We start from the raw sequence: 21977 nt of genomic DNA, 5'->3' as shown, positions 1-21977 counted from the left end.
ATAATAGAGAAAAGGACCGAAAGGGTGTTCGAAAATGTCTGACAGCAATACTTTAAAGGTCATTGAATTATTCGCTGGCGTCGGTGGTTTTCGCCGAGGGTTGGAACAAGCCAATCCAAGTCTTTTCGACGTCGTTTGGGGTAACCAATGGGAGCCGTCCAGAAAGGCTCAGGATGCTTTTGAATGTTATGCACGGAATTTCCAGAGTGGAATTCATAGTAATGAAGATATCGCAACAGTAACTAATGATACATTTCAAGAACTCGCCCCGGATATGGTAGTTGGAGGCTTTCCATGCCAAGATTACTCCGTAGCCCGAACTCTTTCAGGCGAACAAGGAATCCGAGGCAAAAAAGGAGTGCTTTTCTGGGAAATCAAGAGAGTTCTCGAAAGCGCACATCCAAAGTATGTACTACTTGAAAACGTAGATAGATTGCTGAAATCACCATCTTCCCAAAGAGGACGGGATTTCGCAGTTATGCTAGCAACATTCCGTGATTTGGATTACAGCGTAGAGTGGCGGGTAATTAATGCCGCCGAGTATGGTTTTGCCCAAAGACGGAGAAGGGTTTTTATCTTTGCATATAAAAATGGGATTCCTTTTGAAGAAGCACAATCCAAACTGGATGAGAATGAAATTGTTTTCAAAAATGGCTTCTTTGCAAAATCCTTCCCGGTCAAAGAAACGCCTTATAAAGATCGGATGGGTGCAGAATTACTTCCTGATGATATAGTCGAAATTTCAGATGAGTTTTCATTTAATTTTCATACTGCCGGAATCATGAGGGAAGGTAAAATATTTACCGCCCACGTAGACCCTGTACTAACGAAACCAACTCCACTACGGGATATCCTCATCGACGAAAAGCTTGTCGATGAAAAATTCTACCTTACTCCGGAGGAAGAGGAAAAATTCCGCTATTTGAGAGGTCCTAAAAAAATTGAGAGAACATCTGCTGACGGACATAAATACCATTTCTCAGAGGGCGGCATGTCCCCTACTGATGAATTGGACAAGCCAGGACGTACTATGTTAACAAGTGAGGGGTCAATTAATCGAAGCACTCATATTGTTGAGGTGGATGGAAAGAAGCGATTTTTGACACCTATCGAATGTGAAAGGTTGAACGGATTCCCCGATGATTGGACTGCAGGTATGTCTAATCGTATGAGGTATTTCTGTATGGGGAATGCATTGGTTGTAGATCTCATTGAAATTATGGGAAGACGCATCGAAGAAATTGAAAAAGTGAGCGAACCCGTCGATATTCAAATGGAACTTACATTTTAGCTGATACTTCATGTATCGGCTTTTTCTTTTATGGTAGAATACTGGTATTAGCGTGAGGGGGGATTGTATGATTTATCAAAATGAAGAACAGTTGATGTATAAAGCAAAGCAGGCCGAAGGAAGAACATTTGGTGAAATTGATCAAAGTGGCAGAATTAATAATGAAAAAGCTAAAGGACAATTAGGTCAAATAATCGAAGAAAGTTTCTTTGGCTATCAGGTTAACTCTATTAGCGAGGCTGACTTTGCTGACTTAGGCATCGAACTGAAAGTGACCCCTGTGAAAAAGAACAAAAACGGAACACTTTCTGCCAAAGAAAGATTAGTATTAAATATCATCAATTATATGGATGAAGTGAATACCACTTTTGATACATCAAGCTTTTGGAACAAAAATAAGGAACTTCTACTGATGTTCTACGAATGGCTACCTGAAATTAAGCGCGCAGATTATAGAATTATCAAGTCCTACCTACATAAATTCACCAAAGAAGACTTGGAAATAATAAAACAGGACTGGCAGTTAATCAACAACAAAATCAAGGCAGGGCTTGCCCATGAGCTTTCTGAGGCAGATACAAATTACCTGGCCGCAAGTACCAAAGGCGCAAACAAGAGTTCATTGAGACAACAGCCATTCAACAGCATTTCGGCTATGCAACGCGCCTACTCTCTCAAACAGAGCTATATGACCGCCTTAATTCGAAAGGTCATTTCACAGCAAGACTTGGTAAGAATAGCCTCCCCTGAGGAACTTAAGAAAAAGACCTTATTGGAAATTCTCAATGAGAAATTTCGACCATTTATCGGGAAATCCTTGGATGAAATTGCAGCTATGGCGGAAATCGAAGTAAACCATAAATCGAAAAGCTTCCTTCAACTCTTTATTAGTAGCCTATTGGGCATCAAAGGCACAAAACTTGAGCAAATTGAGGAATTTGCGAAAGCCAACATCCAACTTAAGACCGTTAGACTTGAACCACACGGAATTCCAAAGGAGCATATGTCTTTTAGAAATATCAACTTTGTCGAATGGGCAAATGAAGAATGGGAGGAAAGCTGGCTAAAAGACTATTTTTCGGAAACAAAGCTGTTATTTGTCGTTTTTAAATACAAGGAAACAGAAAGGGAAAATCCGAACCGGAAACTGTATTTCCAAGGAATCACCTTGTGGAATATGCCTATGTCTGAAATCGAAGGAAGGTTAAAGGATTTCTGGTTCCATGTCCAGGAGTTGATTCGCGAAGGAATAGAACTCTTACCTGTGCAGCAAAAGACGAGAACCATTGTGAACAATAACCTTCCGAAACCTAAATCCAATGGACTCTGCCATATTCGTCCAAAAGGCAGGGATGGCAGTGATAAGATTCCGTTACCCGACGGTCGAACAATCACAAAACAGGCATTTTGGTTAGATAATGATTATATCGGTAAAATAGTTCAATAGGAGATCTAATATGAGATACAGACTACATTCGCATAGGAATGCACTGACGATTCTGGAGAATGAACCTGAATTTGCTGATAACTGGGCAGAGATTCAACATGTCCTTAACAATATTTCCGATGCCAAATTAATTGATTGCTACAACAAAAAATTTTCCACGAAAAATAAAAGCTTATCTACTGCGCTAAATCAATTAATTAGAGAAGACTTTCAAAGTCATGGCTGGGCCACTGAAAGCCCGATTTTTCAAGATACTAGATATCAAAGTGGCAGATCAGACTACTGGCGACTGGATATGGCAAAAGACAACATCTCTATTGAAGTTGCGTTTAATCACTCGACAGTTATCGCCTGGAATTTATTGAAACCTGTCCTCGCTAGTGAATTGAATCATGTACAAAAGGCAATACAAACAAAACTTGGTGTAATAATTACTGCAACACAGGGATTGAAATCTGCCGGAAACTTCGATAATGCTATTGGAACTTTTGAAAGGTTCCTGATGCATTTAGAACCGATGAGGAATCAACTTAGTGTACCGCTACTTATCATCGGGCTGGAAGCTCCAGATACATTTGTCGTGTCTCAAGTTATTAAAAATCGTAAAAGATTAGGTGAGATTACTATGCTCGAAGATGTAAACCTCCTAACTTCTACTCCGATTCTAAAGCTAAAAACTGAAGACAATTAATTATTAAAGCATGAGAGATAAACAACTCTCATGCTTTTATATATTAGTATCAGTTCCCTATTTATAAATAAATCTTGACGGTTTTCCACACTAACTACCTGCCAAATCAACAAACCCTCTAATCACTCCTATACTTCTCCCCTCTCCTAATTCTCCTAATCAACCCCAATCTAAATTATAATTTTACAAATTTCATATTTATTTGACAGTTTAATATATTGTTGCTACTATGAAAGCGCATTCAAAATCTAAGATTGGGGGATTAAAATTGGCAAAAACTATGTATGCACTTGATTTGAGTAAGCCGATGGAAGAGCAGGCACATCCGGGTCACAATCGGTGGCATCCGGATATTCCTGCTGCGTTTTCTGTAGACCCTGGTACGTCTTTTAGGATGGATTGCAAGGAATGGACGGATGGGCAGATTGAAAACAATGATAGTGCGGAGGATGTTCGCAGAGTAAATCTTTCGCGTGTCCATGTTTTGAGTGGCCCGGTGTATGTGAATGGTGCGGAGCCTGGTGATTTACTTGTTGTCGATATTTTGGATATTGGGGCGCATCAGGGGTATGAGTGGGGTTTTAACGGGATATTTGCGAAGGAGAATGGCGGAAGCTTTTTAGTGGATCAGTTTCCGGAAGCACAAAAGTCGATTTGGGATTTCGAAGGCATTTATACTACGTCGAGACATGTGCCTGGTGTGAAATTTGCAGGGCTTATTCATCCAGGTTTAATCGGAGTTGCCCCTTCGATGGAGCTTTTGCAAAAATGGAATGAACGGGAGCAAAAACTGATTGATACGGATCCGAACCGTGTGCCTGCGCTTGCGAACGCTCCTAATCCGGAGAGTGTTGTGCTAGGTACATTATCGGGTGCAGAGTTTGATCGAGTTGCAAAGGAAGGCGCTCGTACTGTGCCGCCACGCGAGAATGGTGGAAACTGCGATATTAAGAATTTATCGAAGGGATCGAGGATCTTCTTCCCTACTTTTGTCGATGGGGCGAAGTTATCGGTCGGCGATCTTCACTTCTCTCAAGGCGACGGGGAAATTACGTTCTGCGGCGGAATTGAGATGTCCGGTTGGATCGAGCTGAAGGTAGACATTATTAAGGGCGGCATGGAAAAGTACAAGATTCATGAAAACCCTGTATTCCAGCCTGGTCCGGTCGAACCGAATTATAATGATTACCTCGTTTTCCAAGGGATTTCGGTCGATGATCGCAATGGCGAACAGACATATTTGGATGCCAATATCGCATTCCGCAGGGCGTGCCTGAATGCCATCGAATATTTGAAGACTCTCGGGTATACCGGAGAGCAGGCGTATATGCTATTGAGTACAGCACCGGTTGAAGGACGCATTAACGGCATCGTCGACATTCCGAATGCTTGCTGTACAATCGCGATTCCTACCAAGATTTTCGATAAAGACATTATGCCGAAATAAGGAGGACTCATTTTGCCTAGTTATACATTCCGTTGTAAGGACTGCGGCGAATTTACGCTGTTCTTCAAATCAATGGCCGGCAATAAAGAAATAGCAGACTGCCCGGACTGTGGCCACGTGTCAACTAGAGTCTTTTTCGCACCTAACCTTTACACTCTTTCAAGAGAAGTGAGTTCACGCATTGAGAAAGGGATGGAGCCCCAGCGGATGACGCGGGCTGAATTAGGTGCCAAGCAGCCAAAGAAAAAGGCGAAGGTCAATCGTCCTTGGCAAGTTGGATAAAGTGAATAGGACAAGTTTACATCCACAAGGCTCTCCGGGCTTATGTGGATTTTTTTGTTGAATAGCTTAACTCTGGCTGGACACCCTAACGATAAAGTTGAAAGGGTGTGTAATCTATGATGCCAGAACGAGAAATTTTCGCGCAGTTGAATGAGGATCAGTTGAAGGCATTGAGTGCTTTGGAGGAAGAGCTCGGGGTGACGCTCGTCGCTTATGAAAGTCCGATGCATGATGACAATCATATTGTGGAGTCGGACGTTTGATTGACAGGGCTATCTTCGGGTAGTCCTTTTTTGTTTCATACATAATTGGTTTGCACAAAGTATTCAAACAATTAATGTGTTAAACTAAACTAAATGACGGGAGGAGAATAGCATGGCGCAGACGGAAACAAATCGACGTTACACAATTGCTGACATCAGTGGTCGGGATGGACGTTGGGAATTGATTGACGGGATTCCGTATAATATGACGCCTGCCCCTTCTACTGCCCACCAAAAGATAGTTGGTGAATTGTTTTTCGCCCTACGATCCCATTTCGGGAAGAGTGGTTGTTCTGTATTTGTAGCGCCTTTTGATGTGCAGCTGGAAGAAAGCGATCAACATACCATTGTGCAACCGGATCTTTCTGTATTTTGCAAGGAGCAAACCATCCATTCGAATCAGGCCATTGGGGTTGCGGATTTAATAGTAGAAGTTCTTTCTCCTTCAACTGCGCTGAAAGATCGTAATGAGAAATTCACATTATATGAACGGTCTGGAGTTAAGGAATATTGGCTTGTCGATCCGCTAAATCATACGATTGAGCTGTATGGCCTTTCGGATGGTCGATATAGCAGACGTCAGGTGTTCGGCGTGGATGATACGCTAAATTCTTTCGTATTTCCAGAGCTATCGATTGAAATGAAGAATATTTTGCGCGGCTGATGGATGGGCTATCTTAGGATAGTCCTTTTTTGATGGGCGGCGAAGGTTAGCACCGACTCGGACGACTTTATCACCGACTCGCATGAATTTGTCACATTCATCCTTTCCTTCCTTATGCAAGTAGTACACCCCCAGCCATACCTCATATACTAGTATCAGTTGTGCACTTTCTTATAGAGGAGGAATGGCTTGGACATTACAGTGCGGCCGGGAGATTCGCTCTGGCACTATAGCCAGTTATTCAGGGTTCCGCTTCAATTGATCATAGATTCGAATCGTGATGCAAACTTGCAGGTTCTCTCGGTCGGGCAACGCATCCGGATTCCGGGTTATGTAGCGTTTGAGGTGCAAATCAGACAGGGAGAATCATTATGGTTGATTGCGCAGCGAAGAATTGTCCCCATCGACGCTATTCTTCTTGTGAATCCAACGCTCAATCCAAATCGCCTGCAAGTCGGGCAGACGATCCGGGTTCCCTTGCGCATCACATGGAGGTTGGTGAACGGCAGACAGACGTATAGCTATGCGACGATGGTGAACGACTTGAGAAGGCTTCAATCTGTGTATCCCTTCATCCTGAATGAGTCTATTGGAAATTCGGTTCTCGACAGGAGTATTCCCGAGATTCGAATTGGCACCGGACCGAAACGGGTCCATTACAACGCTTCCTTCCATGCAAATGAATGGATTACAACGCCCATCCTCATGACCTTCCTCAATGACTATTTGCTTTCCTTGACGAATCAGACCCCGATACGCGGTTTGTCCACTTTCCCTTTGTACCAACAATCCACCTTGTCTATTGTTCCGATGGTGAATCCTGACGGCGTTACACTCGTACAGGAAGGACCACCGGAGACGGAGCCGTGGAGAACAAGAGTCATCGAATGGAACAATGGCAGCACAGATTTCTCTGGATGGAAGGCGAATATTCGAGGTGTCGATCTGAATGATCAGTTCCCAGCGTTATGGGAATTGGATCGGCAACAGCCACGTAATCGGAAAACCCCCGGTCCGCGTGATTATAGCGGAGAACGACCGCTCTCGGAACCAGAAGCCATTGCGATGGCAGACCTGACAAGGAGACGGGACTTTGCAAGGGTGCTCGCGTTCCATACACAAGGCCGGGTCATCTACTGGGGGTTTCAAGGACTAGAGCCGCCTGAGTCGGAAACCATGGCCAATGAATTTAGCCGGGTAAGCGGCTACGAGCCGGTCCAAACAATTGAAAGTTACGCCGGCTACAAGGATTGGTTCATTCAAGATTGGCGAAGGCCAGGGTTTACTGTCGAGTTAGGCTTTGGGATTAATCCATTGCCGATTGCTCAGTTTGGGGAAATCTATGAGGAAGCTTTGGGGATTTTTTTGGCGGGGTTGTATTTGTAGGGAAGTAGTTGGTGTTTCAACAATCTAAAATGAGTTCTTTTATCATAATCTGCTAATAAAAATAAACCTTTTTCCGTATTTTTCGTATATTCTCCTCTCCATAAATGTTTAATGTATCAGAGCGTCATGTACACTTGAATCTTTTAAAGCATATAGTGTAAACGGCCCTCATGTAAAAAAATAAGAGGAGAGTGTCCAATGGGGAAAGGCTTTTCAAGAAAGGTTTTGTCTACTGTAGTTGCTGGTTTGCTACTATTTAGCGCGGGTGGAGCAGTTGTAACTGCAGCACCGAAGGAAGGCAAGAAACAAACATTTCGAACAGAGCAGAATGACCGGACAGGTGTAATTACGTATAACAATGTCACTGTTCCAAGGTATGCGAAGGAGGTTCGATTATCAGGTACAGTCGTTATTGACGGGCCGCAGCTCGTTGTCTCAATTCCTGGATCAAAAAACATGACAGTCACTAATGTCCGCGATAAGGTGTGGACGTATGAGGCGGTAGTTGATGTATCGTCAATCAAAGGTGACGCTGTATACGAAATTTCTGCCTATACCGTCTTTGTGGACAAAAAGAATGCTGAAAAAGTTCATTCAAGCGCACGAACTGTATCCCAAAAGATCCATGTTCCGTTTATTACATCCACGGTTGCGGAAAATACAAAATGGTCATATAACCACTCAAGCAATCAATTCTTTTTAACGTACGATAAAGTTGAGAATTGGTCCGAAGGGAAGCCTGTTGTTACAACAGCACAATCACTAACTGTAAGCGGACTCAACTATAATGTGAAAGTCCACGATACAACGCTGGTCATTCCAACTGCGAACGTAGATTTCACTTTCTCTCCAGATGCAACGTGGAAATTTGATGCAACAATGAAAAGGTACTCGGCTACAGTTAATATCTTGATTACGGATAGTAAAGGGAATGTCAGAAAGGAAGCCGTTACGATAAACGGACTTCTGCCGGGGCAAGTGAATGAAATTTCCTATCCATTGAAAGATAGATATGGAACCATTACTAAAAAGGCGTATTACACGGCACCTGCTGCACCGGTGGATGTGGTGGTAGACAGATTGCAAAACCTATCATTTACTCTCGTACAACAGAATAAAAATCAATTTAAAGTGGCAGCTTCTTATCAGTTAGTCCATTCCGACGGAAAAATTGAAGCAAAGATACATTATTTAGAGGGGAATTTTGGAAACCCAGCATCAAAAAGCAAAAATCCCTCGTCAAGAAATTGGGAAGTTGCCGGCTTTGTCTACAAGGTTACTGTAAATTACGATCCTAAGAGTAAAATTTACTATGTCACGTATGAAGAAGTTAGCAAAAAATAATTCGTAGTCATAGACTGCTAAAACGGCAGGCATCCGGATATGGGTGCCTGTTTTTTCGCTAAATACTATCTCTACATGCGAGATTTATGCGCAGAAAAATCGATTTATGCGCTTCTAGTAAGATTTATGAGCATTTGAATGGATTTATGCGGTTTTCTGGCTGTTTATGCGTGGCAATTGGTATTTATACGTTTTTGGGGGTGATTCCACCAAGAAACCTCACTTTACGTGAGGTTTAGTCCCTTTCGAGGGGCATGGAGCAGCAACGGAAGGAGCCGCCGGATTTGATGATCTCGGAGAAGTCGACTTCGATGACTTCGAATCCATGGGCTCGCATGGCGGTGTTCACTTGTTCGTTTTGCGGGAGGCTGAATACTTTGCCGCCTCCGATCGATAATACGTTTGTGCCCATTGTGAATTGCTCCTCCGGCGACACTGCAATCAGCTTATAGGATTGCGAAAGTGTTTCGACCATGTCTGCTGACAATGCTTCCGGGAAGATGAGGCCGATTTCAGGCGATAGTATATTGAACACACAATCAAGGTGTAAGTATTTTTCATCGAATGGTACGCGGATGATGTTGTGATTCGGCAGATTTCGTTGTAAATTGCGGACTGCCTCGTCGGACGTTCGGCTGCTGATGCCGACGTACACTTTGTCGCGATCGACGATGACGTCTCCGCCTTCTACCCGGTCCGTCGTCGACTGGTATGGGATGTTTTCATCCTCAAGAAATTCCTCGAGTGCCTCTTCCTCGCCCTTTCGGATGTCTCTTGCCATTTCGGCTACGAATACTTCTTCTCCGACCGTGAAGCCGATATCGCGGGTGAATACTTGCTCAGGAAATTGTTCAGATGAAGGCAGATTGATCACTTCCACGCCGTGTTTTCGGAGCAGCTTTTCGAATTCACGATGTTGCTTCATAGCCAATTCTACGTCGATGTTTTCGTCGGCGTATTCTTTTTGCGTATGGTTGATGACTTCTTCGATTGCCATGAACTTTGGCTGACAAAGAATGACTCGCTTCAATGAATCATATTCTGTATTGCACTTCGTTTTCGATTTATCGTCCACAGGGGAGCTCATTATTTCATCCTCCACATCTTTTTCTCAAGCAACTATTCCCTCTTCCATTCGAACTAAACACTAGTTTCAGGGTCCCCGGATGAGGGAAATGGATGACTACTTAAGATTGGGGGAGAAAATGATTGATTGATGAAAAGACAAATACGTTATTGACGAAAGAGGACTTTACCACAAGGGCTGATTTGCCGGATTGGCTGCTGGAAAGCTATCGGACGTTCCATGAAACGGTGACGGATAAGACGTTTCCGTGTTATTTCGGCATGGGCGGCGAATTGAAGGGTGAATTGCGTTATGCGTATGTGACACAGAAGGACTGGTCGAACTTGCCTTCTGCTCTCCATGCCTTTTTAGAGTTATTCGATGATCCGCAGCATAAGCGGCATGGTTTGTTCGTCTTCGTGGAGCCTTTTGAGACAGAAGGCAATTTGGATGAGTACAGGAAGCAGTTTTGGGACATTCTGCAATACTTGCATGACGTCGATGAGGTGGAATGGCCAGCTGACAGCCCACGTGATCCCGATCATTATTTGTGGGACTTCCATTTCGGCGGCGAGCCGATCTTCGTGTTTGGAAACGCGCCTGCCTATAAGCAACGGAAGACAAGGGATTTGGGGCAATCAATGGTACTAGGCTTCCAACCTCGACGTATTTTTGAAGGGTTGAAGGGCACTGAACAAGGCGGCATCATGTCGAGGGAAAAGGTGCGTGAACGTGTCGAAGTGTGGGATCAATTGCCGAAGCATCCGGATATTAGCCATTACGGCGACCCGACGCACAATGAATGGAAGCAGTTTTTCATCGGCGATGATGTTGAACCGATTGTCGGGAAATGTCCGTTTTCGCATAAAGAGATGAAAAGTGAGTGAACGATGTAAAAGGGGCCGGATAATTATTCCCGGCCCCATTTCTTATTACCTGTAATTAATTTCCCGCTTATATTTCTATCGAAAAACGCCGTCAATACAACATTTCCCAGTCGCTATTGACGAAATATTTCCCGAAGTGTGTCGATTTCCCGGGAAATAGCTCGATTATTTCCTGCCGATTCCATAGTACATATCCATTTCCGCTTCTGGCACCATGCTACCGCCTGTCGCCCAGACGAGATGGGTTGCGGATGTTGCATTCGCCAAAGGGACTTCATTGCGGATCGCTTGCACAGGTCCTGTCATTCCCGCAAGAGCAGACGGTTCGAGGCGGATGTCCTCGGTATCAGCGATCATCGTCAGCAATTTGAACATCGTTTCATCTGCGATCGTATAGCAGCCTTCAAGGAGCGGCTCCATCTTCTTGCCGACGAACCCGGATGGCGTGCCTACCGCAAGCCCGTCTGCCGCTGTCTGATTGTCCAATCCGAAGTCTGCAACGGAGACTGCGTCATGCAAGCCGGTCATCATGCCAATTATCATGCAAGGTGAATGTGTCGGTTCGGCGAAGAAGCAATGGACATTGTCGCCAAATTGAAGCTTCAGTCCGAAAGCGACGCCGCCCGGTCCCCCGCCTACTCCGCACGGCAAATAGACGAATAGTGGGTTGTTTTCATCGACTTGTTTGCCGCTTTCCTGTAATTGCGCAGCGACCCGCTCCCCCGCGACAGCGTAGCCGAGGAATAGATCGAGCGAGTTTTCATCATCGACGAAGTGACAGAGCGGATCCGCTTCCGCCTGGCGTCTGCCTTCCTCGACCGCCTTGCTGTAATCGTCCGCGTACTCGACGACTGTCACGCCTTTTTCACGGAGAAGATCTTTTTTCCATTGCTTCGCATCAGCGGACATATGAACTGTGACGTTGAAGCCGAGCTTCGCGCTCATGATGCCGATGCTCAGTCCGAGATTTCCAGTAGAACCGACAGCGATTTTATGCTTCGCGAATAAATTACGGAATTCCGGCTCTGCAAACTTCGCATAGTCTTCTTCCGGTTGAATGAGTCCATGCTCCAAAGCAAGCGTTTCAGCATGCTTCAACACTTCATAAATGCCGCCACGCGCCTTGATGGAGCCCGATATCGGAAGGGCGTTGTCCTGCTTCAACAGCAATTCCCCGGGAATTTCCGTTTCATATGTAGCAGCGAGTGCTTCTTTCATCGTCGGGATGGCGGTGATCGGTGACTCGATAATGCCATTTGCCTCTGCTGTTTCGGGAAATACTTTTTTGATGTACGGGGCAAAACGCTTCAACCGTTCGCTAGCATCCTTCACGTCGGCTTCTGTAATACCGGATTGTGCAATGCCTGCCGTACTGTCTCCGTTCAACGGGTTTCGCCACAGCACTTCTTGTTTTTCAATGATTTTTTGCAGTAATGGCAATCTTTCGACCAAACTTGTCTTTTCGGTTTTATTCACGATATCTGCCCCCATTATAAAAACTTTCCCTCATTATAACATGCAGGGCCGCTTACTTAATCATTCAACAACACATAGCGGTCAATCAAATCGCGAGTCAGTTCGAAACGGGGTGTAGACGTATCGCTTCCTTCCGCCCCGACGCCGATGACGACCGTGATGATCCGCTTCCCTTCATAGACGCCTGTGCTCGCAAAGCAAGGACCGGCTTCCAACGTGTACCCCGTTTTCAACCCTTCCATGCCTGTCATTTCTTGCGGCATTCCGGGAAGCATGAGGTTCGTGCTCCATAGCCTCGCTCCTTCGCTCGTCGTGAAGTCCGTCATGCGGGTGAAGTCCAGCACTTCTGGATATTCGATGAGAAGTTCGTTCGCGATCGCGGCTACATCCCGTGCCGTCGCCCGATTCGTCTCTGCCTCATCGAGCCCCGTCGCATTGATGAATCGGGTGTTCATCAAGCCGAATTGTTTTGCTTTTGTATTCATCTCTTTCACGAATTCTTCTTCAGAGCCGCTCACCATTTCAGCGAGTGCAATCGCTGCGTCATTCGCGGAAGTGACGGTCATCGCGGTGAACAGTTCACGGGCACTGTAAGTCTTATGCTTGTCCATCCCTAAAATGACTGCATGTTTCGATTGGTTCAATGCCGCTGTGGACGGTTTATATTGACTATCCCATGAGAGACGGCCGTCGGATATTGCCTCCAAGACGATGTACTGGGTCATCAGCTTAGACATGCTAGCGATCGGCAACGCCTCCTTGGCATTTTGCTCATAGAGGATTTTTCCGGAATTTGCCTCAAGGACGATGGCAGCCTTCGCTTCATGGTAGAGGGGGTCCGCCTCTTTGCGTGCGTCTTTGTCTTTAATGAAGAAGAAAAATGCCAATGTGGCGAGGATTATAATTGCAAGTATTTTTTTCATTGTAAGAACCACACCTTTCCCTTTTATACTTCTATTGTCTACAACAACTATGAAGATTCATGCATGGACTTTCTGAAGAATTTCTGAAGATGTGGGAAATGTAAGTAGAAACCCCGCTCTTAGGTCATTCCCCCTTGCACACACCATCATGATCCGGACTGAATACGCTATTAGTAATAACGTCAGTGATGGTGGTGATTTGCATGGAGAGTGCGGGGATTTTAGCAGGGCCGATGTTACGGCGGGTGGATACGGAATCTGTTGCCATTTGGGTGGCGACGGACTGTCCTGTCGAAGTGGACGCTGCCATTTATGTTTTAGATTCGCTTATTCCGCTCGATACCGCCACGAATACGACATCAATACGAGCAGGCCATCGTTTGTTCATTCACCTTGTGCAGGTGCATGGGCAATTTCCAACGGATACACTCCTTGGCTATGACCTGCTTTTTCGCGTTGGAAAAAATATATGTAACTTGGCAAGCCTCGGTTTGATTCACGAAAATGAAGATTCCATTACGTACGATGGACTTCCCTACCCTTCGTTTTTCATCCCCGCTGGTGCAGCTCCAACTTTTCTATATGCGTCTTGTCGGAAATTCCACGGGAAGGGAGATGATGCCCTCGTTGCAGCAGATGCGCTTCTGCAAAGGGAAACGAGTAATCTTGCGGCAAGGCCGTGCGCCTTGTTTCTTACCGGTGACCAAATTTATGCGGATGACGTGGCAGATCCTTTACTTCCAGTCATCAGAACGGTTGCCGAACACTATATTGGTGAGGAGGACCTTTGGCAGTTCGATCGGCATCTGCAAGAGGAGCCATTTGCTACCGCTATTCGGCAAGTGAATGGACGGCAGTTTATTACGGAACGGTTTTGCCGGTTCACCTCGGCTAATGCTTCAAATCATCTGCTTACGTTCGGGGAGTATGCAGCGATGTATTTGCTGTCATGGGGTCCTGCGATGTGGAAGGATGTCTTTCTCCCTACGTTCGATGAGTTGGTGAGGGAGGATAACTTATACGTTTATTTTCCAGACGATCAAGATGAACTGGAGAAGATCCGCATCCGTTTTGAAGAGCAAGCCGGACATCTTTTACAGACGATTGGTTCGCTACATCGGATACGCAGGCTGTTTGCGAATGTGCCTACGTATATGATATTCGATGACCACGACGTGACAGATGACTGGAATTTATCCGCAGACTGGCGCAGCGCGGTGCTCGCTTCGCCTCTAGGGAAACACGTTATTGCGAACGGGCTTTGTGCATACTGGGCGTTCCAAGGTTGGGGCAATGAGCCACAACGGTTCGGGGAGGGGTTCCTACAGTCGATGTGTAGTCATTTCGACGGGTTCATTGCTGACTCAACTTCTTATGAGGTATGGGCGAATCGGCTTTGGTCATTCAAAGGCTGGCAATTCGTGGCGCCCACTATACCTGCTGCGCTATTTTTAGATACGAGGACGATGCGTCATTTTGAGCAAGATCCGAAACCTGTGAAAGTCGGTCGTATGTTTAAGGAAACGGTTAAGACACCGAGATTAATCGGTCCGTCAGGTTGGAAAGTAACGGCGCGTACGCTTCTGAAATCCCGATGGACACGGGGGGATCCATTGATTATCGTTTCGCCGACGCCATTGTATGGGTTAGGCCTCATTGAATCGGTGCTCCATTCATATGTGTATCCGTTGCGGGCGCTCGGATTCCCGATTCATGAAGTGCTTGACTTTGAGGCGTGGAAATATAACGGCAGAGGATTCACTGATTTCATCAGCCAATTGTTCCGTTGGAGCCTGTCCCGTTGCATCATTCTGTCGGGGGATGTCCATTATGCTTCCGCGGTACGGTCGCGCCTGACGTCGAAACGGCAAGTGCTCGATATTTTGCAGTTCACGAGCAGCCCTTCCCATAATATGAGCTTTTCGGGAATTTGGGGAAAGCTGATGAAAATTGCGATTTGGGGAAATGCAAGGCAGCGGAAAAGGACGATTCACCGTTATTGCGATGTGTCATTTTCAATTCATAATGGCGGGAAAGCGGTCGATTGCCCGAAAGATGCGAAATGGCATGAGGCGCTCCGTTATTTAAAAATGGAAAGGGGAGCGATTGTCGAGACAGAGAACAACATCGGGTTGGTTACTGTCGGGGAGACCGTTGTCAGGCATTCGCTGTTGCAGATGATGAGAGGCGATATGAAAGAGATACGCTTTGAGGATATTGAAGCCTCGCCGGAGTGAGCCGGCGGGGTTTTTATGCGTTTTTGGAGGGATTTATGCGGCTTTCTGTGCAGTTATGCGTGCATTTTAGGATTTATGCGCGAATCGTGGAGGTTATGCGTTTCTGGCCGAATTTATGCGCGTTTGGCAGTAGTTATGCGTATTTCGCGGAGGTTATGCGGGATTGGTTTTCTTCCTGTCGTGCTGGATGCCTTTGACAATTATAGATCCCTTCAAAAAAGAGGCCACCCAATTGGGTAGCCTCCCTCACTTCATTCACAATTTCGTCCGTACGTCCCATAGTTCGGGGAAGAATTTATGGTCGAGGACGGATTTCAAATAGTCGACGCCTGACGAGCCGCCGGTGCCCGTTTTGAAACCGATGATCCGTTCCACTGTTTTCATGTGGCGGAAGCGCCATTGCTGGTGGCTGTCCTCGATGTCGACGAGCTTTTCAGCAAGCTGGTATAAGTCCCAATATCGGTCGACGTCGCGGTACACTTCGAGCCAGGCGGCTGCCACGGTCGGATCGCCTGCATATGTGACAGAGAAATCACGTGTCAGCAAATCCGGATTGATCGGAAGTCCGGCGCGTGACAATGCGCGGATGGCGACGTCGTAAATGCCCGGGGCTTCGTAGGCGGCTTTCAATTCCTTCGCGAGCTCGGGGTCTTTCTCGTAGATTCTCAGTATATGCGGCTTTTTGTAGCCGAGCGCAAACTCAATCAGCCGATTTTGGTAGGACTGGAAGCCCGATGCGCGACCGAGACTTTCGCGGAACTCCATATACTCTGCAGGTGTCAACGTCGAAAGGACGTCCCATGCCTGGATGATCTGCGTCTGCACCCGGGAAACGCGTGCCAGCATTTTGAACGCTTCCGGCAGTTCATCTTGTTCAATCAACTCGATCGCCGTGTTCAGTTCATGCAAGATGAGCTTCATCCAAAGCTCGCTCACTTGGTGGATGATAATGAACAGCATTTCGTCATGGTGACCGGATAACCGTTCCTGGCTGGAGAGCACTTTATCGAGTCGTAAATATTCCCCGTACGTCATGTTGTCCCGAAAATCCGTATGAATCCCTTTATCACTCATGACGACCACTTCCTAACGACTGCGCGTACCGGACTTCCATCTCCACCTTCAATCGGCAGTGGCAAGGCAATCAGTTCATAGTCTCCCGGTTCTACTTTCTCCAAAACGATGTTTTCCAAAATGAGTACGTCATTGTCATACAACGAATGGTGGGCATCCAACGTCTTGCTATGCTCCGGGTCGACGGATGGCGCATCGACTCCAATCAGCCTCACGCCCCGCTCTTTCAACAAAGGACCGATGTCCGCCCGCAAAAACGTAAACGTTTCCGGGAACACATCCGGATCAGGACGGCTTGATGTTTTCAATAAAATACGTTCCACACTGTCGAAATCGATTCTTTCCAAATCGGAGCGTCCGACACTTTCAAGCCCCGAGACGTCAATGACGCGAGCCTTACCTATATACACATCGATTGGCAGCTCATGCACTTTCATTCCGTTATCGTCATAGTGGAACGGCGCGTCGATATGCGTCCCCGTATGCGTACTCGTCGTCATCTTTCCGATGTTCACGGAACCCGTGTCTTCTTTCGGGAACTCTACATTATAGGTAAACGGCGTGTCTCCCGGCCATTCGGCGATTCCATTATGCAGCCGCTGCGAAATATCGATCCACTCACCCGTCATGCAACAACACCCCTTTTATTCTCAAACTTTTCGTATCGCTTTTCATCCATGATGACTTTCAGTTTCTGTACTGTATGCCAAACGTCTTCAAATGTATTGTAAAGGGCGACAGGTGCGAGCCGGATGCCGTTCGGCGCACGAAAATCCGGTATGATGCCATCTTCCTTCAGCGCCTTGCAAATGCGAGCCGCTTCTTCGTGCTCGAGCAATAAATGGCCGCCGCGTGTTCCGTCGACCGGATTGCCAATCGTGAAGGCCGATTCTGTCAGCTCCTGTTCGATCAATTCCAGCATAAAGCCCGTCAACTCAAGCGATTTTTCACGGATTGCCGATATGCCCACTTCCTCGAACATATCGAGGGAGCCAATGACTGGCGCCAAGCTGAGCACATGGGGCGTTCCGATCTGATATGCGCCGGCGTCCGATGCTGGATCCATCGTATGATCCATATCGAATTGCGACTCCTTTTTCGAGCCGAACCATCCAGCAAGTCCCGGTGTCTTGCCGAAATGCTTTTCGTGGACGAACAAGCCGCCAACGGAACCTGGCCCGCCGTTCAAATGCTTATATGTGCACCAGAACGCAAAATCCGTCCCCCAGTCATGGAGCGAATGTTCGACCGAACCAATCGAATGGCAAAGGTCGAAGCCGATAGGGATATTCCGTTCATTTGCAGCTTTCGTCAACTTCTCCATATTAAGCACTTGCCCGCTTCGGTACAGGACTGCCGGTAAAACGATTAGCGCGACGTCATCGGTCATCGCTTCGATAATGTCATCTTCCGACAAATAACGGCCGTCTGGGCTTTTGATGCGGATGAGATGTGTATCCGGATCATAACCTTTCAAACGGAGCTGGCTTTTCAGCGCATAAATATCCGACGGGAAATTCAATTCATCTGCGAGGATTTTTGTTTTATTGCCATCAGGCTTGTAAAACGTCGAGACGAGCTGATGCAAATTCGTTGTCGTGGAGCCGGTCGCAATGACTTCGCCTTTCTTTCCCCCGACGAGCGGCGCCATTTTCTCACCGACTTGCTCGGATAAGTAAAACCACGGATGCTCCCCTTCCGTCCAGCCGTCGATGCCAAGCGTTTTCCATGACTCGAGCAAATCTAGTAAAGTACGCTCCGCACGCTTCGACAATAAGCCGAGTGAATTGCCATCCATGTAAATGGTGTTGGTCGGTATGTAAAATTCGTCCCTATAGGAAGCGAGTTTGTCTTGCCGATCCCGTTCCTGTGCGTTCGATAAAGTGTGGTGTGTCATGCGGATCCCCCTTTTGATATATATCTAAGAAAAGCATAGCATATTCGCAGAAGGGTGGATATTCTGAATTTGCGGAAATATCAGGTGGGTGGGGGCTTGCTTTGGACGCGGGACAGCTTGCTTTGGACGCGGAATGCCTCGCTTTGGGCGCAGGACGGCTTGCTTTGAGCGCGGACGCCTCGCTTTGAGCGAGGGACGCCTCACTTTGGGCGCGGAACGCCCTGCTTTGGGCGTGGAACGCCCTGCTTTGGGCGCGGAACACCTCACTTTGGGCGCGGGACAGCTTGCTTTGGACGCGGAACGCCTCGCTTTGGGCGCGGAACGCCTCGCTTTGGGCGCGGAACGCCTTGCTTTGGGCGCGGAATGCCTTGCTTTGAGCGCGGGACGCCTCGCTTTGAGCGCGGGACGGCTTGCTTTGAGCGCGGGACGCCTCGCTTTGAGCGCGGGACGCCTTGCTTTGGACGCGGGACGCCTTGCTTTGGACGCGGTACCGCCCCCCGTTGCAAAACCTCCTTCTCGAACGCGATCTTCCCAAATAAAAAAGGCAAAGGAAATAGCTCCTTTGCCTGCAAACACATGTTATTTGAACCATCCCTTTTCCTTGAAACGGGAGATCGCTTCAATCCGATTGCCGACCTCCAGCTTTTCAAGAATGACGGAGATGTAGTTTCGTACTGTTCCCGGCGTCAAAAATAGCTCGCCGGCGATTTCCTTTGTCGTCTTCCCTTCCGCGACAAGTTCGAGAACTTGGCTTTCGCGGTCAGTGAGCGGATTTTCCGAGTCTTCCTCGTACGCGATATCGACGAGTTCGGGCGCGTAGATTCGCCGTCCATCCTGAATCGCATGAATGGAACTGACAAGCTCTTCAATTGGACTGTCTTTCAATAAATAACCGCGGACCTTCGCTTTTCGTGCACGTTCAAAATAGCCCGCCCGCGCAAACGTCGTCAAGATAATAATTTTACAGTCCATCCCGATAAGCTCCTCTGCCGCATCCAAACCGGTCATAACCGGCATTTCGATATCCATGATGCAAATATCGGGCTCATGCTCCTTCACAAGGCTGACCGCTTCCTCCCCGTTCCGTGCCATTCCGACGACTTCCATATCATCTTCCATGTTCAAAAGGGAGCCTAATGCGCCTAACATCATTCCTTGGTCTTCTGCAATGACGATTCGAATCATGCTTTCCCCTCCTCAACTTGATGTGTAATGACGACTGGCACTCGGATTGTTAATGTCGTCCTGCGGTCCTCTTTAATTTCAAGAGAGCCATTCACGAATTCGAGACGTTCCCGCATCCCCTTCAAGCCCGTACCGACCGACTTCCTATCTTTCATCCCTTTGCCGTCATCTTGTACGATAATTGAAATTTCATCTTCCGATTGCTTGAAAATGACATTGCAAACCGTCGCTTCGCTATGCTTTACAACATTCGTCACCGCCTCTTTCAGGCACATGCCGAGGACATTCTCAACATTTGATGGAATATTGGCCACTGTTGAAAACCCGGGGTCCCCTTCGATCTGCATTTCAATTTCAGCAGCTGCAAGGATTTGGCGGGCGCGCATCACTTCGTCGGCAAGCTTTGTTGCACGTATATTCGCCACAAGCTCCCGCACTTCCTTCAGTGCCGTGCTTGCCGTTTGGCGGATATCAGCCAATTCCCTCTCCGCTTCTTCCGGATTCTTGGGAATCAATCTTCGAGCCAAGTCACTTTTCAATCCGATCATCGACAATTTCTGTCCGAGCGTATCATGCAGATCCCTTGCAATCCGTTCGCGTTCCTCTATCAGTATTAATTCGGAAATGCGCTCATTTGCATCCTCAAGCTGATCTTCAAGTTTTTCCCGCTTGCTCCGGTTGTATAAATTGAAGGGTAGGAGAATGACGCCGATCACCGTAATGAGGATGAAATGGACTTGTGGTAAAAAGAGATTGAGCTCCAAGAAAAAGCCTGTGACAATTGCGCTGACCGTGAAAAAGATATGTAAACCATACATGATGAAGAAACCGACCGTTGATCGTATATTTCCGATGAAAAACGCAGTGAAAATGGACAGGTACACGTAGCCGAACAGAAGGGTCATGACGATATTGATGACGATTTCGAAGCTGACCCACATATAGACTAGGCCGCTTTTCGATTTGAATGAAAAGAAATAGGAGATGAAATAAAGAACTAATAACCCGGTGCCGACTGAAATATCGACCGCAGACCATGTCCGGAAGATGAAAAAGAACGGCAACAGGCAAAAAACGATCCACGCATAAATACTGAGCCACGTATTTTTAGGAAAAATACTGTACCATTTTTGCATCAATGTCACCATCCTGTTCCTTCCATTATACCAAAAACACGCAGCCGCCTCATAGGAAGGCGGCTGCATTTTATCATTTACTGTCAAAGCTCGTTCGTTTCGGTTTCAAATCCTTCAAATCAATGCTTGGCGTGGCACGTTTGACCGCGTTTTTCACTTCTTTGAATGTGATGAACCGCTTGTTCTCCGGATCATAAAGTTTGTAACGGAGCGACTCTAAGCTTGTTTTTATATTGATTGTTGTCGCCATTTGAAGCGGCGGAGTTGATTCATGCGCTATTTCCAAATTGTAGTTTGGAACGCGTGGAGCCAAGTGATGGACGTGGTGGAAGCCGATGTTGCCCGTCGCCCATTGAAGGACTTTCGGCAATTTGTAGTACGAGCTGCCCTCCACTGCCGCCTTCACGTAATCCCACTCGGATTCCTCTTCGAAGTAGGAATCCTCGAATGTGTGCTGGATGTAGAACAGCCAGATGCCGAGCGCTGCTGCGACAAACATGATCGAACCTTGCACGATGAGGAATGCCTGCCAGCCGACGATCCATACCATTAATGCATATAGCGCCACGAGAATAACGTTCGTCAAATACGTATTCATGCGTTCTTTTTGACGTGCGTCTTTCCGATTGATTCTTCCTGTAATGAGGACTAGATATATCGGTCCGAGTCCGAACATGACAAGTGGATTCCGGTAGCATCGGTACATGAAACGCTGCCAATTCGACGCCTTAACATATTCCTCTACTGTCATGACCCAAATGTCGCCAACGCCCCGTTTATCCAAGTTGGAGCTCGTTGCGTGGTGAATCGCATGCTCGCGTTTCCACTTTTCATAAGGGAACAAAGTGAGAACCCCTGTAATCGTACCGACAATATCATTCGCTTTTTTATTTTTGAAAAATGAACCATGCGTGCAGTCGTGGAAAATGATAAATGTCCGGACGACGAAGCCCGCTGTAATTACTGCAATTCCGATCGTCAACCAAACTGACACCGATAAGCTTTGATACGCCAAAAACCATAGAAGAAATATAGGCGGAACCGTATTGATCAGTTGGATGATACTCTTTTTTAAATCCGATTTGGCATAAGGTGCAACATTCTTGTGCAATTGTTTTGTTTTTTCCTTGCTCATTGTAAACGCCTCCTCGAGAATTTTTCCTTATTTCCATACTAATATGCTTACCCAAATTGCAGAATAGATGAACGTCATAACTTTGCATATGATAAGTGTCATTTATTGTGAAGGAATTCACAAATCGAGATAGGGGTAAGTTGAAG

At 46.7% G+C, this 21977-nt stretch carries 21 protein-coding genes; 12 read left to right on the top strand and 9 right to left on the bottom strand.

Translation table 11 applies throughout. The features are described from left to right. Positions 1 to 34 precede the first annotated feature (34 nt). The 9 genes from dcm to AB1K89_RS09785 all read left to right on the top strand — a co-directional run bounded on the left by dcm (position 35) and on the right by AB1K89_RS09785 (position 8815). Complete coding sequence (gene dcm / locus AB1K89_RS09825; RefSeq protein ID WP_413054596.1) at positions 35 to 1291, top strand: DNA (cytosine-5-)-methyltransferase; 1257 nt, start codon at positions 35 to 37, stop codon at positions 1289 to 1291. Positions 1292 to 1358: 67 nt separating this feature from the next. Beyond that, complete coding sequence (locus AB1K89_RS09820; RefSeq protein ID WP_413054595.1) at positions 1359 to 2738, top strand: Sau3AI family type II restriction endonuclease; 1380 nt, start codon at positions 1359 to 1361, stop codon at positions 2736 to 2738. Positions 2739 to 2748: 10 nt separating this feature from the next. Further along, entirely contained in the window at positions 2749 to 3429 is a 681-nt protein-coding gene (locus AB1K89_RS09815) for a BglII/BstYI family type II restriction endonuclease (RefSeq protein WP_413054594.1), read from the top strand. A 280-nt stretch (positions 3430 to 3709) separates the two neighbouring features. Further along, positions 3710 to 4876 carry a formamidase gene (gene fmdA / locus AB1K89_RS09810; RefSeq protein WP_413054730.1) on the top strand — a complete coding sequence of 389 codons (1167 nt, stop codon included), beginning with the start codon at positions 3710 to 3712 and terminating at the stop codon, positions 4874 to 4876. A gap of 12 nt (positions 4877 to 4888) precedes the next feature. Then, complete coding sequence (locus AB1K89_RS09805; RefSeq protein ID WP_413054593.1) at positions 4889 to 5158, top strand: FmdB family zinc ribbon protein; 270 nt, start codon at positions 4889 to 4891, stop codon at positions 5156 to 5158. A gap of 116 nt (positions 5159 to 5274) precedes the next feature. Then, positions 5275 to 5421: a uroporphyrinogen-III decarboxylase gene (locus AB1K89_RS09800; protein ID WP_413054592.1), complete on the top strand. Its 147-nt coding sequence runs from the start codon at positions 5275 to 5277 to the stop codon at positions 5419 to 5421. A gap of 112 nt (positions 5422 to 5533) precedes the next feature. Continuing rightward, the gene (locus tag AB1K89_RS09795; RefSeq protein ID WP_413054591.1) at positions 5534 to 6085 is read left to right on the top strand and encodes a Uma2 family endonuclease; all 552 of its coding nucleotides are present in this window, start codon (positions 5534 to 5536) and stop codon (positions 6083 to 6085) included. 189 nt (positions 6086 to 6274) lie between these two features. Continuing rightward, positions 6275 to 7471, top strand: coding sequence for a M14 family metallopeptidase (locus tag AB1K89_RS09790; protein WP_413054590.1), 1197 nt, complete (start codon positions 6275 to 6277; stop codon positions 7469 to 7471). Between the two features lie 198 nt (positions 7472 to 7669). After that, positions 7670 to 8815, top strand: a complete 1146-nt coding sequence (locus AB1K89_RS09785; protein WP_413054589.1) for a hypothetical protein — start codon at positions 7670 to 7672, stop codon at positions 8813 to 8815. A gap of 235 nt (positions 8816 to 9050) precedes the next feature. Here the strand turns inward: AB1K89_RS09785 and AB1K89_RS09780 are convergent, their stop codons facing one another. Beyond that, positions 9051 to 9902 (bottom strand): dimethylarginine dimethylaminohydrolase family protein, encoded by an 852-nt coding sequence (locus AB1K89_RS09780; protein WP_413054588.1) that lies wholly within the window; start codon positions 9900 to 9902, stop codon positions 9051 to 9053. Between the two features lie 125 nt (positions 9903 to 10027). On the opposite strand from AB1K89_RS09780, the gene AB1K89_RS09775 reads away from it, so the two are divergent. Next, positions 10028 to 10768 (top strand): YqcI/YcgG family protein, encoded by a 741-nt coding sequence (locus AB1K89_RS09775; RefSeq protein ID WP_413054729.1) that lies wholly within the window; start codon positions 10028 to 10030, stop codon positions 10766 to 10768. A gap of 165 nt (positions 10769 to 10933) precedes the next feature. Here AB1K89_RS09775 and dsdA read toward each other — a convergent pair whose 3' ends face one another. Both dsdA and AB1K89_RS09765 read right to left on the bottom strand, forming a co-directional pair. Next, a complete protein-coding gene (gene dsdA / locus AB1K89_RS09770) occupies positions 10934 to 12244 on the bottom strand; it encodes a D-serine ammonia-lyase (protein WP_413054587.1) in 1311 nt (436 codons plus the stop codon). Between the two features lie 56 nt (positions 12245 to 12300). Beyond that, positions 12301 to 13167, bottom strand: a complete 867-nt coding sequence (locus tag AB1K89_RS09765; RefSeq protein WP_413054586.1) for a D-alanyl-D-alanine carboxypeptidase family protein — start codon at positions 13165 to 13167, stop codon at positions 12301 to 12303. A gap of 203 nt (positions 13168 to 13370) precedes the next feature. On the opposite strand from AB1K89_RS09765, the gene AB1K89_RS09760 reads away from it, so the two are divergent. Further along, on the top strand, positions 13371 to 15404 hold the full coding sequence (locus tag AB1K89_RS09760; RefSeq protein WP_413054585.1) for a metallophosphoesterase family protein: 2034 nt from the start codon (positions 13371 to 13373) through the stop codon (positions 15402 to 15404). Positions 15405 to 15659: 255 nt separating this feature from the next. On the opposite strand, the gene kynA is transcribed toward AB1K89_RS09760, so the two are convergent. Genes kynA through kynU form a run of 3 tightly spaced genes read right to left on the bottom strand, consistent with a single transcriptional unit; the run spans position 15660 to position 18375 of the window. Beyond that, complete coding sequence (gene kynA / locus AB1K89_RS09755; protein ID WP_413054584.1) at positions 15660 to 16478, bottom strand: tryptophan 2,3-dioxygenase; 819 nt, start codon at positions 16476 to 16478, stop codon at positions 15660 to 15662. Then, positions 16475 to 17107, bottom strand: a complete 633-nt coding sequence (gene kynB / locus AB1K89_RS09750) for an arylformamidase (RefSeq protein ID WP_413054583.1) — start codon at positions 17105 to 17107, stop codon at positions 16475 to 16477. Before kynB ends, kynA begins: the two co-directional genes overlap by 4 nt. After that, positions 17104 to 18375, bottom strand: a complete 1272-nt coding sequence (gene kynU, locus AB1K89_RS09745; protein WP_413054582.1) for a kynureninase — start codon at positions 18373 to 18375, stop codon at positions 17104 to 17106. Before kynU ends, kynB begins: the two co-directional genes overlap by 4 nt. 184 nt (positions 18376 to 18559) lie before the next feature. Here kynU and AB1K89_RS09740 point away from each other — a divergent pair, with 184 nt between their 5' ends. Then, complete coding sequence (locus AB1K89_RS09740; protein WP_413054581.1) at positions 18560 to 19042, top strand: hypothetical protein; 483 nt, start codon at positions 18560 to 18562, stop codon at positions 19040 to 19042. Here AB1K89_RS09740 and AB1K89_RS09735 read toward each other — a convergent pair. The 3 genes from AB1K89_RS09735 to desA form a co-directional block, all read right to left on the bottom strand. Further along, positions 18955 to 19560: a response regulator gene (locus AB1K89_RS09735; RefSeq protein WP_413054580.1), complete on the bottom strand. Its 606-nt coding sequence runs from the start codon at positions 19558 to 19560 to the stop codon at positions 18955 to 18957. The genes AB1K89_RS09740 and AB1K89_RS09735 overlap by 88 nt on opposite strands. Beyond that, positions 19557 to 20696 carry a sensor histidine kinase gene (locus AB1K89_RS09730; RefSeq protein ID WP_413054728.1) on the bottom strand — a complete coding sequence of 380 codons (1140 nt, stop codon included), beginning with the start codon at positions 20694 to 20696 and terminating at the stop codon, positions 19557 to 19559. Before AB1K89_RS09730 ends, AB1K89_RS09735 begins: the two co-directional genes overlap by 4 nt. A gap of 73 nt (positions 20697 to 20769) precedes the next feature. Continuing rightward, positions 20770 to 21831, bottom strand: coding sequence for a Delta(5) desaturase DesA (desA, locus tag AB1K89_RS09725; RefSeq protein WP_413054579.1), 1062 nt, complete (start codon positions 21829 to 21831; stop codon positions 20770 to 20772). Positions 21832 to 21977: the final 146 nt, after the last annotated feature.

The sequence above is a fragment of the Sporosarcina pasadenensis genome, assembly GCF_047228845.1.
Taxonomy (GTDB): Bacteria; Bacillota; Bacilli; order Bacillales_A; family Planococcaceae; genus Sporosarcina.
This window is presented reverse-complemented; position numbering and strand designations above follow the sequence as displayed.